Origin of the sequence: Candidatus Ancaeobacter aquaticus (genome assembly GCA_030765405.1) — a bacterium.
Classification (GTDB): domain Bacteria; phylum Auribacterota; class Ancaeobacteria; order Ancaeobacterales; family Ancaeobacteraceae; genus Ancaeobacter; species Ancaeobacter aquaticus.
The window spans coordinates 22,127-40,159 of sequence record JAVCCP010000045.1; the positions used below are offsets into that span (position 1 = coordinate 22,127).

Below are 18,033 nucleotides of genomic sequence, written 5' to 3' on the forward strand. Positions count from 1 at the left end.
ATGACATTTGTTTTTATACTTATGTAGTTGACTCCACCACATACAATATATAGTTTAGGGAACCAGCTTTTTCACAGAAACAAGGGCAGTCGTGAGAGCTTGTTGCACCAATCGAAAAAAGCACCCCAACCCCTTGACAAAACCAATTTTATAGTTTATAATACCAATGTGAGAAAAGAAAATGTCTTTGTATCTAAAAACTAAGAGGTATTAATGAATAGTTTTAGTAAAACATTATTCTATTCAACTACAATTAAAACAATCGCCCTTGCGGTAACAATATCCTTCCTTTGCCAAAACATCGCTTGTGCGAATTCATATACTCTTGCTCCTACTTCTGGCAATAAAAAATTTGAGAAGTTTAGAAAAATATGTGAAGAGCTAAAGGGACATAGAAAAACTGTTGAGGAAGAAAAACCCAGCAAAGCATCTGAAGAATCAGAAAAAAAGGTTACTCAACCTGATTTTGCCGAAGAAGATTTATTGAGAGTGTCTGAGATAGAGATGGATTTTGAATTTGGCAGGACAAAAGTAGCAGTCGTTGAGATAGATCCTAATATTTATGGAGTTCATCTTATTGCAAAAAGTGATTTACAAGGGTCGTATTCTCTGAATAGGACTACGGAGACTTTGCTGCTTAATATTGGAGAAGGTGTTGTTTTAACTGATCCGGATAAAATTCGAGAGCATGTTTGGACAGATGAAGATGCTATAGAAGTTTTTAAAAACCAATATCCAGATCTTAAAGTTGTAGCATATATAGATAACTGCAGCCTTTTTTCGAACCGTGGATTTGTTGCATATATTAATGGGGATCTATTCTATTTTACGGAAAATGTAAGTAGCAATAGAGAGAAAGAAAAAGACAAGCAAAAAGTTCTTTCTAGTTCTCACACTTCCTTAGTAATAATGAAAAGTGGGGAGATTAGAATGGGGGAGGTTTCGTATAGTGAAGTAAAAGGTACGATACATGTTGCATTAGATGGTGCTGATATAACAGACGAAGTTGCATATGCTACATTTGGCCAATTCCTTTTAGATGGCCAAGGCGTTCCCCGAAGAGATATGAAAGAAATTGTTCCGCAGTTTCAAGATCTCCGACACGTGTATAAAACCCCAAAAATCACAGCGAATGAATTATCTGGAATAAAAGCTGAAGTGCAAAAAGGAAGAGAAATGGTAAGCAAGCCAGAACTTTTCTTTGGAATATTGCAACTTTCTGAAAACAACTATCAGTTGGCAAAGGATGCCTGGAACTTCCCTGTTTCTCTTCCATTAAAAGTAAAAGTTAGTTTTAGTGATGGCGATGAGTATATTGATGTAGAACCAGAACTTTTGAGCAAGGGTCTTGAGGAGATAGGTTATGTAGAGAAACCTAAGCTGAAAGAGATTAAACAAGAAGGTGATTTTTATATTGGCAGGAAGAGATTACACATCTTTTTCAAGAAGGGACCTTATCCGCGTACGATTGTGGGTATTGTGCCTGTTGGTAAAGAAAACAGACTTGTGGTTGCTGGCGTTGAAGGTCTATCTGGTATAAAAGGTACTACCATTATTGAAAGTGCCCAACTTGCAGCTCAACTGGGTATGAAACAGGCCATGCTGTTGGATCACGGGATGAATGCCAAAATATTTGCAAATGGACGTTGGCTAGTTCCTGTAAAAGCGACCAATAGACGAAAAGGAAAAACCTCAGCACTTTTTATTGCCAGGAAGAAAGAACCTGTCCAAGAGCTTGTAGAGCTTGAAAAAGCAGAGAAAAAAGCAAAACTTACTAAAACTAAGGGAAAAGAGCTTAAAAAACAGCCACTATTGCTTGAACATAAACCTCTTGAAGTAAAATCAATCGAAGTAAAATCAATCGCTGAATGTCTTTTACCGCCTGTTTCCTTAAGGTCTCGCGGAGATTTGGAAAGAATGCGCGATAAATTGATGGATGTGTTCACCCTGGAAACATTGAAAAATATATCAAAGACAATGCCTGAGGTGTGGGACAGCGGAGACAGGTTAATCCATTTGGATAACGGGGCTTTCCGTAATTTTGTCAATAGCATTGCGGAAATCGCGTCTAAAACCGGCAGGACAAAGTTCCAGTTGAGAGATAAGATCACAATAGAAGATCTAAATAAGCGTTTTTTAAAATTACCCGAAAGCGATGTAAGGGAAGTAATGGTCGTTGAAGAAAGCGAGTTACCTTTTAATCAAGCCTATCAGGCATTGGGATATTTAGTGAGTGCAGGAAAAGAACAATTTAATTTGGCTTATACGGCTAAAATCCTGGGCAGGACAGGTTTGATATCAGCTGGTGTTTGGAAGATGATTTTGGCAACGAACCGTGCAGAAAAAGATTCTGCACAAAAAAGAGGTATGTCCAGAACCAGAACACTCTTATTCCATATTTTAAAGCAATGCCGTGATTTTATGTCTGATGCTGATGATTATGACGGATTTTTATCGGATAAGTTTTCAATTGAAGCTGTAGAAGGAATAGCCGGGCAATTAAATTGGGGAGTCGGTATCGCGGGTAATAAACGGCAGTTGATGCTGACGGAAGAGATAACGGAGTCCATGACGGAGTCCATGAGAGAAGAAATCAGCGGGATCAAGATTGCGAAAATCGCTGTTAATGTTGATAAAGACAAGCTTGAAGAACCAGAAACAGCCGGTACAAGAGATATGACTGTTTATTCTCCCGGAGTTCTTCAGATTGATGTTAAAAAACTTTTAGACAAACCGCTTGTTGATCGGATCAAATTTCTCCTTGACGAAGATAAATGTAAAGAAGCAGCGGTGCTTCTGTTTATTGGCACAGATCCTGAAGAATTTAAGATAATTGTTGAGTTTTTGAAAGGTGATGATATGTGGCCATATAACGCGGCGTTACTCGTAAAAAATGTTGACCCTGCTTTTGGCGCATATTTTCTTGTGCAGGCTGTACAAATGCACAAGCAGGGATGGCTTAAGAGGATGTTCCGTGTAGGGGACGAACAATCTATTAAATGGGTTATAGATATTTTAGATGTAATAGATATGGCAACTACGAAAGCAGATGGAGAAAAGACGCCGGCAGGTGAAATATTATGGGAAATGCTTATTAACGATAAAATTCCAAAAGGAGAAGAGCTTGTGGGTAAAGTTCTGAAAAAAACGCTGGGAGATGAAGGAGTGAAGCTTAGTGATTGGAAACTTGGCATATCTTTTTACGAACAATTACTATCTAAAATGGGTGACTTTAGCGAATATCTTAACAGTGTTGAAGACATAAAGAAAACAGGAGAACTGCTTAAAAAGGCTTTACCAAAATCATTGTCAAGTGACCGGCAGTTTGGTATGGCAGGCGAAGAGAAAATTATAAAAATAATAGAGAATTATTTAGATGGAAAAGAATTTCGGCAGGTGAGTGACATTTTATTTCTTAAATTATCTCCTACGCATGGTTATAGGCTGTTAAAAAAGATTTTAAAAGAAGATAAATATGGAGGTGATATAACACAAATCTTTGCATTTGCACAGCCATGGATTGCCGCACGCTTTTTTAGTGAAATCTTTAAAGCCGGTGACGATGAGGATAAAATGTATAAATGGATTATAAAAAGGTTTACCGATATTTATAAAGATAAAGAAATTCCTAAGAAAGAAGGCGATATAAGTTTTGCCGCTAGGATTCTGTGTGAGATGATATTAAACCCTGCTGAAAAAGGTGGAAATCGTATGCTTGCGGTATCTTTTCTTGAGCTGGGAAGGAATATTGATTATGCGGATGAGATACAAGATATATATGATGAAATCCATAAAGATGTCCCGGACGTTGTTGACTGGCAGACATTTTCTCAAACAGGCAAGTTTCTTACGAGTGAGTTAAACGATAATGACAAGAAAATAATGTTAGCGTATTGGGAAGAGCGCATGACACCTGTCGGTAGTCTGGAATCAATTAATGCGGTAAGGGCAATAGGAAGATTAGGAACCTCTTCTGCGTATGATATTCTTTTTAAACAATTTTATGAACTGGATAAAACAGGTGACGGATATTTTAGCACATATGGGAAAGAGAACTATGATGAATATAAGAGTACGGTTGTAAAAGGATTGGTGAGATTCGAGGCGACTTCACTTGCCAAGTCTTTTGTGATGAAGGTTAAGGCCGGAGGAGAGATGTGTAGTGACACAGGCCTACAAAATCTGTTTAAAAAAGTGGGACGGGAAGGACGGCTTGATTTTATTCTTAGCTGGCTCAAGGAGGGAGGCGATGATAATACATTAGATAAATTGCTTTCGTTTGCAGAAAACCGATTTCTTGAAGAAGAAGAGTTGGCTATACCTGTAAGACTAATCAAATTAGAAGGAATAGATGAACTAATAAAATATAATGAAAGGATAAAAAAGATAAAAAAGTCCGTTGGTGATTCTCGGACGAATGAGACATTAAGGAAGTGTTTTATTAAGTTATATATTGAACCTGCAGTTGAAGTAAAAGGTAGTTTAGCAAAAGATGGATTAACGAGGATGTTAGATGTTCTTTATATTATGGAGATAAACGACGCGCCTTTAGGTGATGAAGATATGAAATCTATGGTTGAACTCCTTAGAAGAAGCCGTGGTCATATTTCGGACAAAGAATTTAACAAGGCTATTAATGTTGTTTATTCTCATCTAACTAAATATGTTTATGAAAAAGGTGTTGGACTTAGGAATGAGTGGACAATGAAAACTATGTCCGTAGACGAGATGGGAAAGCTATTAGTAGTATTAAGCAAAGGTATGTGGACCAAAAAAGATATTAAAAATACTGTGAAGGCGTATAAAAATTCTCCGGATTTAGTTAAAGAAATTATAAATCTTGCAATAAGACTTGCAGGAAGAGGGGTTACACCTAGAGGTGCCCATGCTACCCTCATATATGGTGTTCCAGCCATTGCAGGTGTTTTTACTGACACAAACGATTTTAAAGAAGGACTTGTACAATTAGAAAAACTGGTAGTTGCATTTAAAAAATCAAGGGGTAATATCATTTATATCTACAAGGATGGTATTCCAGCAACTGCGGAGGCGTTAAAAGGTAAGCCGGAAATGTTAAAAGAATCTATAAACCTTGCAATAAGACTTATGGAAAAAAACATTGAGGCTAGATATACCCTTGACTATGCTGTTCCAGCCATTGCAGGTGTTTTTACTGACACAAACGATTTTAAAGAAGGACTTGTACAATTAGAAAAACTAGTAGTTACACTTGCAGAAAAAGGGGTTGATCCCTTTGCTACTTCACGAATCATCTACCAGGGTATTTTAAAAAGTGCGGAGGCGTTAAAAGGTAAGCCGGAAATGTTAAAAGAATCTATAAACCTTGCAATAAGACTTGCAGAAAAAGGGATTGATCCTTGGCAGACCCTCTACTATGGAATACCAGCAACTGCAAAGGCGTTAGAAGGTAAGCCGGAAATGTTAAAAGAATCTATAAACCTTGCAATAAGACTTGCGGAAGAAGGGATTGATCCTAATGATACCCTAAAAGATATTGCAAGCAGCGCAATAGAGCATCCCGAATCGATTAAAGAAAAAATGGATGAAATGTATAAAGCGAATGCTTTGCTTGAGGGCAGTTTATAGGTGGGGGTGTGAAGATGAGATTGTTTTGTTTCGTTCGCAATAATGGGTTTGTCAAAGTTATCGCGCTTGCGGTAACGATGGTGTTTCTGTGTCAGAATATCGCCTGGGCAAGCCCAGACTACAGACTACAGACCACAGACCATAGACCACAGATTGAAAGAGAAAAACTCGCTACAAAATCTCTTCTAAAATACCTTGAAAAATACACTAATGGCGGACAAGAACTTGTTATCAAATCTACGGCCCTCGATGAATTTTTAAAGGACGAAAAAACACGAGAAAGCATTTTTAAAGAAAAGAAATTTCCAGCACTTCCACCTGAGTTAGAGGAGTTTCTAGGTGATTTCTTTAAGGTTGACGGTCATCTGCGGTTTGATGATGAAAAAGGGATAGCCTCCCTTCCTGTTATTTTAGGCGACAAAGCAATGTATCTTACATTTTTCAAAGACCCTCAAAATGCCAGACCAATCCCGGAAATACAACTGAAAGCAAAAGACATCCCAATTGTACAGGAAAGAGCCTACCGGCTTGAATTAATGGACAGGGTTACAACCCTTTCCAAAATTGCTTATGCACAGATTGACCTGGATCAAGTTGAGGTAGGGGCATTTGATGTTTTGGTTGATGACTATAGGTTATTTGCTGCAAGAGAACATGGCGAAGCTGGGGTAGAAGAGCCTTTGTATTTAATGATCGAAGACGGCATTGAAAGGCTGGAGAAAAAGGATCCTGCCGTGGCAAAGGTCATGAGGGAAAGGATAGAACTGACCGATCCCCGCGATGAAGATGCTTTGCGGTATCTGAGCGAGGACATCCAGTGGTTCCTGGCGCATGAAAGGTCTTATTACAGGTCCAGTGAGGAGCCAAGGGTTTCATTTGTTATTTTGCATTATGGACGGAAACCTGATGATACACTGCGGCTTTTAAAAAATCTCAGCCTTCAGACCTATAAGAATTTCGATGTTATTATTGTTGACAACAATTCTCCGGATAATTTTTCCGGCCATTATACGGAAGCAGACCTTGCAAAGAAACTTGGTAGGCCTGCGGATCATGTCAAATTGATTTCAAATAAAGTAAATCTTGGTTATACGGGCGGGAACAACCAGGCCTCGCGGGAGGCCCTGAAACGAGAAAGTGATTATATTTTTTACATAAACAATGATGCTATGATCGAGAAAGATTGTCTTGAGAAGATGCTGGATATTGTTAAAGACAGGGATGAAATAGGCGCAGTTCAGCCGAGCCTGTACGTGTACAAAGACGACAAGGATGTTGAAACTCTTGCTGAAACGGGAGTATTGACGGGAACCAGCAGAGAAACAGCCCGGATAAAAGCGGAAAATTATGCAAACAGTCTTTTGGTTAGAGACGGGAGAGGTCTTGTTTCAGGGACAAGTAACCTCTATTATAAAGAACCCACAATGCTGGGAACAGCGCAATTGGTTCGTTCGGATATGATCCGGTTAAGCGGCGGATTCGACACGCGCTTTCATACTTTTGCCGATGAAGGGGATATAGGATATTCCTATTGGAAGACGGGTTTGAAAAAGGCGTTGATATCGGATATTTATCTCGCCCATCCGCAATTTGAAAGCGCAGTCAATTTTCGCTCGCAGTATCTGATCTGGAAAAATTACCTGCTCTTGTCGCAAAAATATTATCACCGGGGTCCAATCGGGAGAGAAATCGCTACACCTGAAACAACTCTCAAAAACTTTTTTAATCCTGACACGGAACGCGTTCGAAGCTATTTGAAAAACTTGATTGGCCACGATGACTTTATGTTTATAGGGGTTTTTAAAGGGATAAGTGACGGACTGTTGGACAGCTTTGCCCCTACAAGAGAAAATGAAATCCTTAACGAAAATGAAAGGATACGCGAATATGCCGTAGAATTTTCCAAAATCAGTGATCCTTTAATCGTGCTGAAGCGGCTGTTTGCGGAAAGTGATCCCTATCAGAACCGTCTTATGATCTTTGCCCTCCATCAATACAGGGATATGATGAAATTCGATTCAACTCTGGATGAATGGCTAAAAATACAACTACAGGCAATATTATATTTCTATATCGATCAATGGAAAGAGTGGGTGATGTCAGTTGAACAAAAGCCCGCAGATATTGCAAAGATCAGGGCGAATTTTGCGCACGACATCATGCATGTCATGGATGAATATCCAAAGATGATAGAACAGTTGGAGGCTGGTGATGTAAAGAAAATCACCGGACTTATCGGAGCTAAAGCTTATGAAATGGAAGAAGCAATTAATATGCTCAAAAATCCGATTTCGGATGATAACGGCAAGCCGGTTTTATTTGTCATGTATGAAGGAAAAGACAGGATGGTTTTGTCTCCGGTAACTAAAGCGGAGAGGAGGAAAGGTAGAGGACCGGGAAGACCTAAAGAACCGTTGAAAGGAACAGTCAAAAAGCCGAAAAAAACGCCAGCCAAAGTTGAGAAAGAAGCAAAACTTACTGAAGAAAAAACAAAACTTGATAAGGCGAAAACAGCGGAGGAAGTAGATAGTAAAACGCAAGTGATGCGAAGTGATTTTCCCATTGTAATTGATGTGTATGATCCTAAAGAGGTTGAAGTGTTAGTGAAGTTTCATGATAAGGGAGTGGGAAGGTTTGTATGGGATCGGAGAAATGTACCCACGCTTGACGGGGTCGAAGTCAATTTCCAAGATATAGCTGAAAGTATAGAGGTAATGGTCAGGCCTATTGAAAAAGATCAAAGACATGAAAATGTATGCACTTATTCTTACGGTAATTTTTTAAATAATGACTGGTTTGTTATTTACGATGGCAGCACCCGCAGGCTTTTACATCGGCTCGGAGAACCGGTTTATGAGCGTAAATACACAATGGTCGTTGTATGGAATGACGGACGTAAAACAGGTGAAGAGGTGAGGTTTCAGCCGGGTAAAAATAAAGGTGAAGTCAAAGTTTATTTGATAGGGGAAATAGGTGATCAGTCATCAAAGATTAAATCCGCGTTTTTTGGTCAAAGACTTGTTCATAAGGGTAATCCCGTAGGTTTAGAGGAAAATAATCTGTATAACCAATTTGATGATCTGTATCATCTGTTTTTTCTTCCTCAATTTGTAGAAGTGGTCGAAGGCCGGAATAAATACGGGGATGCAATTGGACACGATGAGCTTTTTGTTGATTTTCCCGGTGAAAGGAACCCTGTTGACAGGACTTTGTTGCGTGATGTTTTGGCAAACGACGGTTATATGGACCTTGATTTAACGGCATATTTGGCAAAGTATACGCTGCAAAAGATAAAGGATAATGCCCTGGCTACCCGCGGATATAAAGAGAAGGAAGGACCGGGTGAGCTGAATGTAGGAGAATATCGTATTGTCAATAACCGTCTTCAAGTACGGCTTATTAGGGGTAAAAATCCGCAGAATCTTATAGGTATTACGGAAAGCGGTAAGGTCGTTATGATGGACTTTACGGGGGACAAAAGCATAGGTGTGGGTTATACCATTGAGGAGCTGCAGTCCAAAGCGATAGAAGAAAGCAGACGTTTGGAAGACCCTCTCCAAGAGGTCTTTCTGCTCGCCAATAGCCGGGATGTGGTAAAGAGGATAAACGGTAAAGTTATTGAAAGAGAGAGTGCGGCCAATCCTCGTTCCAAACAGACTGCTTTGATTGTGGTCGCTGAGTTGGCTGAAGCAGGCGTTAAAACAGAAATTCCTATTCCTACTCCGGATAATTTCCTCGAACGCTTACAAATGTTTATTGAAAAGTATAATAAAGGAAATCTTCCAAGCATTACTGCCATAGGTGATATCCATGGTAATGACAAGAAGCTAGACAAGATTCTTAAATATCAAAAGATTTATAGTCAGGAACGAAGAGATGAACAGGTTGTTTTTATGGGAGATTATATAAATAGGGATCCTGATGGCTTAAAGGTAATGAGAAGAGTTAGGGGACTTGTGGAGGCGGATAAAGCGGTAGCATTAATGGGCAACCATGAACCCATGTTTATTACCGCAATTTTAGGTAAAGATGTTAAGAGTGCTATTCCTGGAGTGAGTTTTTCTGTATTTGAACAGTGGATTTTTACAGGTGGAGGAAAGGTAATTGAAGAATTAGGTGGAGATATAGGGGAGATAGGGAAAAATTTACATAATCTCGTATTAGATTACTGGAAAGCTTGCGATTTAGAAGGTAAAGAAAAAGTATCAAAGTTAAAATCGCAGTTGATGAAAAAGATAAAAAAGAACAGAGACGATATCAGGGACAATAAGCGATTGCAGGAAGAAGCAATGTGGATGTTGAAAAATCTTAAGCTCTATCATATCGATGAAAACCTCACATTTTATATACATGCATCCGTTGGTCCTATAGATCAAGATGGTAATTTACTGTTTACCTACAATGGCAAGGAAGGGTTTGAAGCATTAAGTGAGTATCAGAAAAAACTCGAAAAAATTCAAGAAGCTCTAAAGGATAAAGAGGATTTAAGAGATCATTCTGATATTGTTGAGTTTATTTCCAGCCCACAGTTTATATCAAATGACTTAGTCAGCCAACATTGGTGGTTTGAGAAATTATTCATGCCCGGGAAGATTGAACCGGGGGAAACTAGAAAGGTGTTTTCGAAGGAGGAAGTTAAACCGGAATGGGTTAATGATAAGGCGGTTGATAATCTCCTGCGGCAATTAGGGGCCTTAAGAATAGTATATGGGCATTCCGTACAGGAGGATAAGAAAGTCCCGGAAAAAGTGGCAAAGGTTTTTAAAGGCAGGATTTGTGGGATTGATTGGGGCATATCTGAAGAGGAGCAAGCGTCTGTATCTGGGGGATTTCTTGTGATTGGACAAGATGGTGTTAAGGTGCAGTTGTTCAAGGACAGACAAACTGTGGAGCTTAAACCCGAAACAAATGTAATTGATGGTAATGAAATGCTTGCCCAAGCCAGCCGTGAAATTGCGGAGGGCAGGGCGAAATTTACTGAAGGCAAACTTGATCAAACACCTGTTACCAAAATAAATAATCTTAGTGCATCTGAGTTACGTTCAATGTTACGTGAGGGATACAAATCGGGACAAATCAAGTGGGATTCTCAATATAAAGAATGGAAAAAATTACAGACAGAAAAAGATAAAATTTCTGCAGCAGGTGTTTTAGTACTAAGAAAAATTAATGGGGAGTGGTGTTTATTATTAGCGCAGAGAAATCCTGAAGGAGCGAAAGATAAACACGGCTTTTTTGTAACACCAGTAGGTGCAGTTGATCATCCTATAGATTTTGATATAGAGATACCTGAACAAATTCAGGAATTAACTAATTTAGGCATAATATCGAAAGATGATTTGGATCCTGATGGAAAGAGAGAATCAATACCAGGAGCTGCTGTGCGTGAATTAAGAGAAGAAACGAAAATAAAAATAACTATTGCTGATTTGAGTGGAAGAGTAAGTCATTTCAGAGGTGATCATGAAGGTATTTTGCTTAATTACATGGTGTATATAGATGATTCAGAAGATCCAATGGTTGCCAAAACAAAAGAATTGACTAATCCCCAATGGGTTCCTTTAAGCGTAATAATGAGGCAACCAGCTGAACATGTTGGCAAGGAGGTCGAAAAGTATTTGCAAGGAATTGTGCCCGGTTGCAGTTTAATGCATGGAATGAAAACTGCTGGAATGAAATATTTTCAAAGCCTTATCCGTGAAGTTATGATCATAGCAGAAGCCAAACCACCCGAAGAAGTTTCCACCCCGTCTGGTAAACTTGCTGATGGTGAGGGATTCACAAAAATATATACAAAAAAGGACGCGAGAACTCTCCTCAAACGCTACGGGATAAATGATGATATGGACAAAGATAAGATATTGGGGGTAACAATACCTAGGTGGATGAAATCACATAATTTGTTTTTAGATTCGGTTCCGTATGTTGCTGACCATGAACTAAAAGAATTTAATGAGATTGTGGATGTTTATACGAAATACCGTTCTTTAAAAAAAATAGAAGAATTTATACTTTCATATGCCAGAGGTGTCGGGGAAGAAGCGGGAACACAAAGATGGGTTACGTCTCTTAAGCGTTCAGCACGTCAAAACGGAGTTAGTCAGAAAAAATATCTTACGGGAGTAGCGGGACCGCATAAGGTTAAGGGATCGGACTCTCCTTTGATTTGGGCTGCAAAGGGTAGATATTATAGGGATGCAAAAAAGACTAGAGAAGGGAAGTTGTTTGGTAAAATGTCCGTAGATACTATGGTGCTTAAAGACATGCCGATATGGCCTGTTGATAGCGAGGGGAATATTCTTCACCATTTGCTGGAGTGGATCAAATTGAAAAATAAGACCCCGACTCAAGGGTATTATAATGCTCCCAAGAAATCGCTTGCGGAATTATTTCCGAGTACTCTTGCCGCAACCGGGCAGTTACTATTTGATTTTGGTGATGACATAAACGGGCAAATCGGCAAACGCGCCTATGTAAAAGATGTCTCTAACGAGCGAGCAGTTGTAATTGATCACAAAGGAGATGAGAGAGATATTGATCTAACAGCGCATGCAGCCATAGATATGAAGGTGTTTAAGATAAAGATATCGGAGAATATCGATAATGATGTCCCGTATAAAGATATGCTTAATGAGATTATAGAGATGTATGAAACATCTCCCCCAAAAATTGTGACCTATTCTGAACTTGTTGATGATCTCTTCGGTTTTGCTGGTCCTGAAAAATCTGTTATCGCTCTCTACAAAACACTTGCGTCTAATCCTCTCGTACAATTTCATGAAATACTCGAATACCTAATACTATCTAAAAAAATGAAAATATCCTATAGCAATAATGCTCTCTTAATTGAAATAGGTGATAAAAGCCATGCTATTCAATTAACAGAAGAGGCCAATGCCATAGCTCTCAAGGATCCACTTGATTATCATTATCTCATACGCGCGCTTGCAAGAGAGATGTCCGGGGAAAATGATAAGGCGTTAACTCATACTATAAAAAATATACAGATAATTCACCAAATTATGCGAGATCTGGAGAAATCGGAAGAACAAATTCTCAAGGACTTACGAAATATACTAACGGAGAATCAAGAAAACAGGTTCATAGACGAAGAAATCGCTCATGCTGTTAGCAAGATTATCGACATTGAATATTTGGGGACTTTGGCTTACTTTGAATGCGCAAATCTGTACTATATTATCGCTTCACGTGACGCTCAGAATATTAACGATGATATGGTTAGCGGTCTTGTCCTGATCCTACGTAAAGATCTTGGCGGTGAAGTATATGAAAGTGTTGCACGCGTACTTGGGACTATTTGGAGCACGCGATCTGATCTAGTTGGCATTGATGTTATGAATGCTATTTTGGAAAGACTTCTGGCTAACAATGTAGAAAGTAGTAAAACGACAAGTATATTGTTTGCGCTCCTGAATGAGATAGTATCAACTCATCCAGAATATATTCAGCCGCAAATGATAGATAGTATAAAAGCAATATTGGAAAGTGAAGATTACTTGCCTGATATATATAGAGAGGCAATACGATTTATGATAGTTGTAGCTCAAGAAGAGCCGTCTCTCATAGACATAAGTACTGTTAAATATGTAGAAAAACTTTTTGAATCGCAAGCACTCTATGAGGATGGATATGTTGTTGGGGCAGTTTTCTTAAGGAAAGTATATAAACTAAAATTGCCAAGAATATCCATGGCCGCAAAGAAAACAATCAAAGCTTTTCTTAGGACCAAGAACCTTCCTAAAAATATATATAGCAGTGTTAAAAAAACATTTGAAGAAGGATCTGAGCTCTACAAAGAGGAAAAAGCACTTTCTCGAAAAATGCTTTCCGGTAGAGATAAGATCAATACTGTGAAAATAAAATTAAAACAGAAAATAGCGGCATTAAAAGATGCTCCTACCGTAGATCTACACTCATTGGACTCTTTAAATGGATTTATGAGCTGTATAAGTCTCTATGAGGCGGAAAAATACACTGAATCAATAAGAGCATATGAAACGGTTTTAAGAAGCATGAAAACTGAAGGAGTTAAAGAGAGACTAAAGCAGAAATTGCTCTCATTGCTTGAAGCATTCAGGAAGACATCGGCCGGGAACACTATTTGTGAGACGCTTATCGAAAACACATCCTTAAAGAATATTGTTGGCGGGGAGGTTGACACCGGCAAGATATATAATGTGGTTAATGTCATTTTGTATGAAGGGTATGATAAGGAGAATAATCATATAAGGATATTATTAGAAGATACAATAAAAAACATAAGACTGTATGTTAATGGAGAAGAAGCCGGATATGCAACAGTTCTGGTTAAATCAATAGAGGATAATGGAGAGTATATCTATTATCCTACACTGCAAATGATTAAAATATTCCCGAAACATCAAGGAAAAGGATATGCAAAACTTATGATGAGGTCAGCCCTTCTTGTTGCTGATCATTACGGCTTTAAAGAGTTGTTCACAACGGGGTCATTTAGAGAGGCCTTGCCTGTTTGGGAGAATGTGTTAAAACACTTTGAATATAAAGGGGCAATAAAGAAAGAATCCGAAATAAGCATACTGGCGTTAAAAAGGGCTGATACGCAAGGCCTGCATGATATTGGAAAGAAATACGAACAGGGATCGGTCTATAGTGTTGATAGCATACCGGCGGTGAAATTTATTCTGCGTATGAATGACGTCAATCTTATCAGTGATTATCTGACTAGTGCTATTCTAGCAGTGTCCAAACAAGATAATGTGCAGAAGAAACAGTTAGCGTTGAAAAAAATACGCGCTCTAAAAATCGCGCTGTTAAAGATATACCTCAATAAAAACACTGATATAGATGCAATAGAGTCATCACGGAAAATTAAGGAAATCATAAACAGGGTATTGATCAGCGACAACGATAAGCTTATTAATGCACTTCTCCTTAATAGGTTGGCGCTCAAGATACCGGCAAATGGCGTAAATGGTGTTATGGAAATGATAGATATAATAATCGCTGATCCTCATTCAGTTCTTTCAATGATGTATTCTGGACTTGTCAACTTAGATGAAGATAGCCTTCGCTATTTGGGAATAAAAAGTGCTGCTATTAGTGCCTTGAAAACACAAAAACAAGATTACGATGATGAAAGGAATAAGGAATACGGCGTTCCTCGATCAGCGCTTGAGGCAGATACGTTAAATAAAATGTTGGTAGCGTGCACCAGAGGGATAGAGTGGAATGAAAAGATCGGGATCGTTTTTGATGCGTCAGGTATAAATCTGGAATCATTTGATTCTCAAATGAATGTAATTCGTAAAGTTGCCAAAAGAGGTGTTGAGATCGTTGTTGGTGTAGCAGATGGGAATTTATATAAAACCGAGATTTTGTATACATTAGGAAATATGAACGGGATAACGATTATAGGCGGGGCAAGAGAAGAATTATCAGATCGTGTAAAAGAGTATGTTGATGAGAAGATAGAAACCGGCCAGTGGAAGCGTATAACCTTGCTCGTATCCGATGAATACTTATCAGACTATACGGAGTGGGTTGCGTTAAAAGATTTAGCATTACTACTTGTTACAGATAGAGATGGTACGCTCAGAATTACTGATATAGCAATAATTAAAAAGATTGGATTACATGAGATAGCTCAGCAATTGAAAAACGGCGATGTTGAACTTTTAAATGTGATTGATCTTGGACCGCCATCCATAAATGATGCTGATAGAGCGTATCGAATGCTTAAACATCAGGCATAATATAAATGGTAGCTAAATGGTAGCTGCTACCATTTATATTGTCGTATCCGTAGCTATATATCAACTGCAAAAAAGAACTCTGTCAATCCCATTGGAGTTCTTTCCAACGCCATTGCCGGCAAACCCTTTATGGCAACACTACATAGGGCACCTGAGTAGTTACGAAAAAAAAGAAGCAAAAAAAGAAAGAGAAACCACTACTAACATTATATCTTAACTTTCTTAAATATTGGGCTCGACATTGGGGAGTTCTTCAGTTCCTTGGTTGCCCAGATTTCTTACTGTCCCTTCCGTATCCTTTCGTTTCTTGAGCATCAGGGCTCTCTTCCTGGTACTTTGCTCTATGCCCCTCCTGACTCTTCTGGCTTTCTTGTTTTTTGCGGCCGTATCCTGAGCCGATCTCTGCCGACCGACCTTTAGTTTAATTGCAGATGAACCTTTCTCGATCGCTTTCTCTCTGGCTCTTAACTTTTTACCGGTAGAAGCCTCGCTCCTCGAAGTCTTTACTCTTTTTGCCTGCATCTCTTTACTTATGATTACGGCATGGCACACATCATCGGTCTTCTCTTTAGTCATCACCTTGGCTACGGCATCGGGCATCTTCGTGCCGGATGATACCGCTTTTTTTATTTCTTCCATGGCCTTACCGCCTGTATTAGTACCGGCTGTATCACCGATACTTTTACCGTCTTTTACGATGTTAAGGCTCTGTTTGGGCGCACCATCCTTAACCTCTGTTACCACCTCTGCCCAGTTTATTTCTTTGCCGTCTTTGTCGCACTCTATATTTGCCTTCGTAACACTCTTTATTAATTGTTCGTCTTTTAAATGTTTCTCGTTGTACACGGTTTTATTTCCGTCTTCGTTATACTTTATATCGCCGGTTAGAACTGCTATCCCGTCAACAACCTTGGTTGTGGACTTAGCTTTGCCTATCCACGATTTATCCACATTGTCCTTTTCTGAATAGGTTTCTGTTACCTTTTCTTTATCTGCTTTCCGCTTTTCTGCCTCTTCTGCGGTCGCCTTCAATTGATCGCTTGATGCCTCTTTTGTTCCGGCGGCGTTTGTATCAGCGGAAGATGCCTCCAACTGCACGCCTCTATCGGCCTCGCCATTTGAAGCCTCCTTATTCACTCTTTCATAGGATTTTTTGGCTACCGGCGCGACTGACGACGTAACTGTTGGAGCATCTGACTGTTCGACTACTGGTGAATTTGTCGTAATGACTGCCGTTGTGTCATCTGTTGGAGCGGGTGCAATGGTATTCGCTAAAGTATCTGCCGGCGGTATCCATGTCATTTTCGATTTATAACCTTTAGGGGTAAGCTCCGTGATAAGTTTCCATGTGCCTGACGGAGCAGTAACTGATTGAGAAACTGATGCTGTAACTTCTGTTGGATATGACGCTGTATCTGCCGGTGGTCCCTCATACGGTTGTCCCTCAAAAACCGCAACGACTTCCGGAAGAATATTGTCGGCTTCCCTTTTCCTAATGTCAGCAATCTCTACGTCTAAGGCTATTATTTTATCTTTCGCATTTGTTAACGTTTTATTCAAAGCAATGATTTCATTTTTTTGCTCTTCTATAAATTCGCTAATGGAAGCCATTCTAGCGCGCGCAATTGCCACCCGCCCCGCGAGGTTGTCTAAAAAAAAATCTTTGTAATCGGTCATTTTCTTATAGTTTTTAGTTTCTTTTATTGCGTTGGAATATGCAGCACTATAAACGCCTTCATCTTTCTGTGCATTGTGCAATACCTTACCGGCTTCTTTAATTAAGGGCTGATATATTTTCCACGCTGGTAAGATTTGCTCATTATTTTTATTTTCTACCAACTTTTCTAGTAGTTTTATACTTTCCCCTAAGAAGGGCTTATATACTTGTATCAGTATCCGCATTTCCGAAACTGTTATATTACCACTACTATGTGCCACGTTTGTGTAATGCTTGTATCCTCTTATGAGCTCATCGTACCTGTTTTTCGCTCTCCATGCCCGGTCTTTTGCGAGTGGCAATTCATCCGCATAGTAACTTTCCATTTCCTCAGCCTGTTCTAACTTCTTGATATTATGATCATGGATACGCCTCATCTCGCCTACCCCTCCGCCGTACGGATCTATTAGTTTTCCAGTCTTTTCATCTCGTGGTCCCTCGGCAGCGATAATAAAGCGCTCCAGTCTGCCCCTAGCATCTTGGTAATTCAAAACCAGCTCCTCAAACCCAAAACTCCCCACTTTTGCATCTTCATCTTTATATTGATACATCTTCTTATTCCCTTTTGCATCCAGCGCCCCCTCAATCGCCAACTTAGGAATCTTCCAGCTTTCATCCTCCTCAATCGTCAACTTAGGAATCATCCATTCCTCCCAATCGTTGAATTGCACGCCATTGCGCCTCACCAAAATAATTTTCTTTTCTACCTCTTCACATTCCTTAAGATATTTCTGCCTTTCCTGCAATTTTGCTCTGAGGGCAGAACTCTCCCCATGAATAGAAGATGCCACGGCAATATATGCACAGAAATGAACAAACATAAGAAATAATAACAATATCAGTATGCGCAATCCATATTTTGTTTTCATAAATTCTCCATTTTCCTCTTGTCTTGAACTTTAATTATACATCATACTCTTTATAACATCCACTTTTATAACAGCATATATCGTG

The 18,033-nt window shown here is 39.2% G+C and carries 3 protein-coding genes; 2 read left to right on the forward strand and 1 reads right to left on the reverse strand.

What is annotated here, in order from left to right; all coding sequences use genetic code 11:
- The first annotated feature begins 213 nt into the window (after positions 1-213).
- On the forward strand, positions 214-5,607 hold the full coding sequence (locus P9M13_05710) for a phosphodiester glycosidase family protein (protein MDP8262782.1): 5,394 nt from the start codon (positions 214-216) through the stop codon (positions 5,605-5,607).
- A 14-nt stretch (positions 5,608-5,621) separates the two neighbouring features.
- Positions 5,622-15,362, forward strand: a complete 9,741-nt coding sequence (locus P9M13_05715) for a glycosyltransferase (GenBank protein ID MDP8262783.1) — start codon at positions 5,622-5,624, stop codon at positions 15,360-15,362.
- Between the two features lie 222 nt (positions 15,363-15,584).
- On the opposite strand, the gene P9M13_05720 is transcribed toward P9M13_05715, so the two are convergent.
- Positions 15,585-17,948, reverse strand: a complete 2,364-nt coding sequence (locus tag P9M13_05720) for a hypothetical protein (GenBank protein ID MDP8262784.1) — start codon at positions 17,946-17,948, stop codon at positions 15,585-15,587.
- Positions 17,949-18,033 lie beyond the last annotated feature (85 nt).

Excerpts from the sequence above, each read along its gene's own strand:
- P9M13_05710 (MDP8262782.1), top strand. The coding sequence starts at position 214 with ATGAATAGTTTTAGTAAAACATTATTCTATTCAACTACAATTAAAACA.
- P9M13_05715 (MDP8262783.1), top strand. The coding sequence starts at position 5,622 with ATGAGATTGTTTTGTTTCGTTCGCAATAATGGGTTTGTCAAAGTTATC.
- P9M13_05720 (MDP8262784.1), bottom strand. The coding sequence starts at position 17,948 with ATGAAAACAAAATATGGATTGCGCATACTGATATTGTTATTATTTCTT.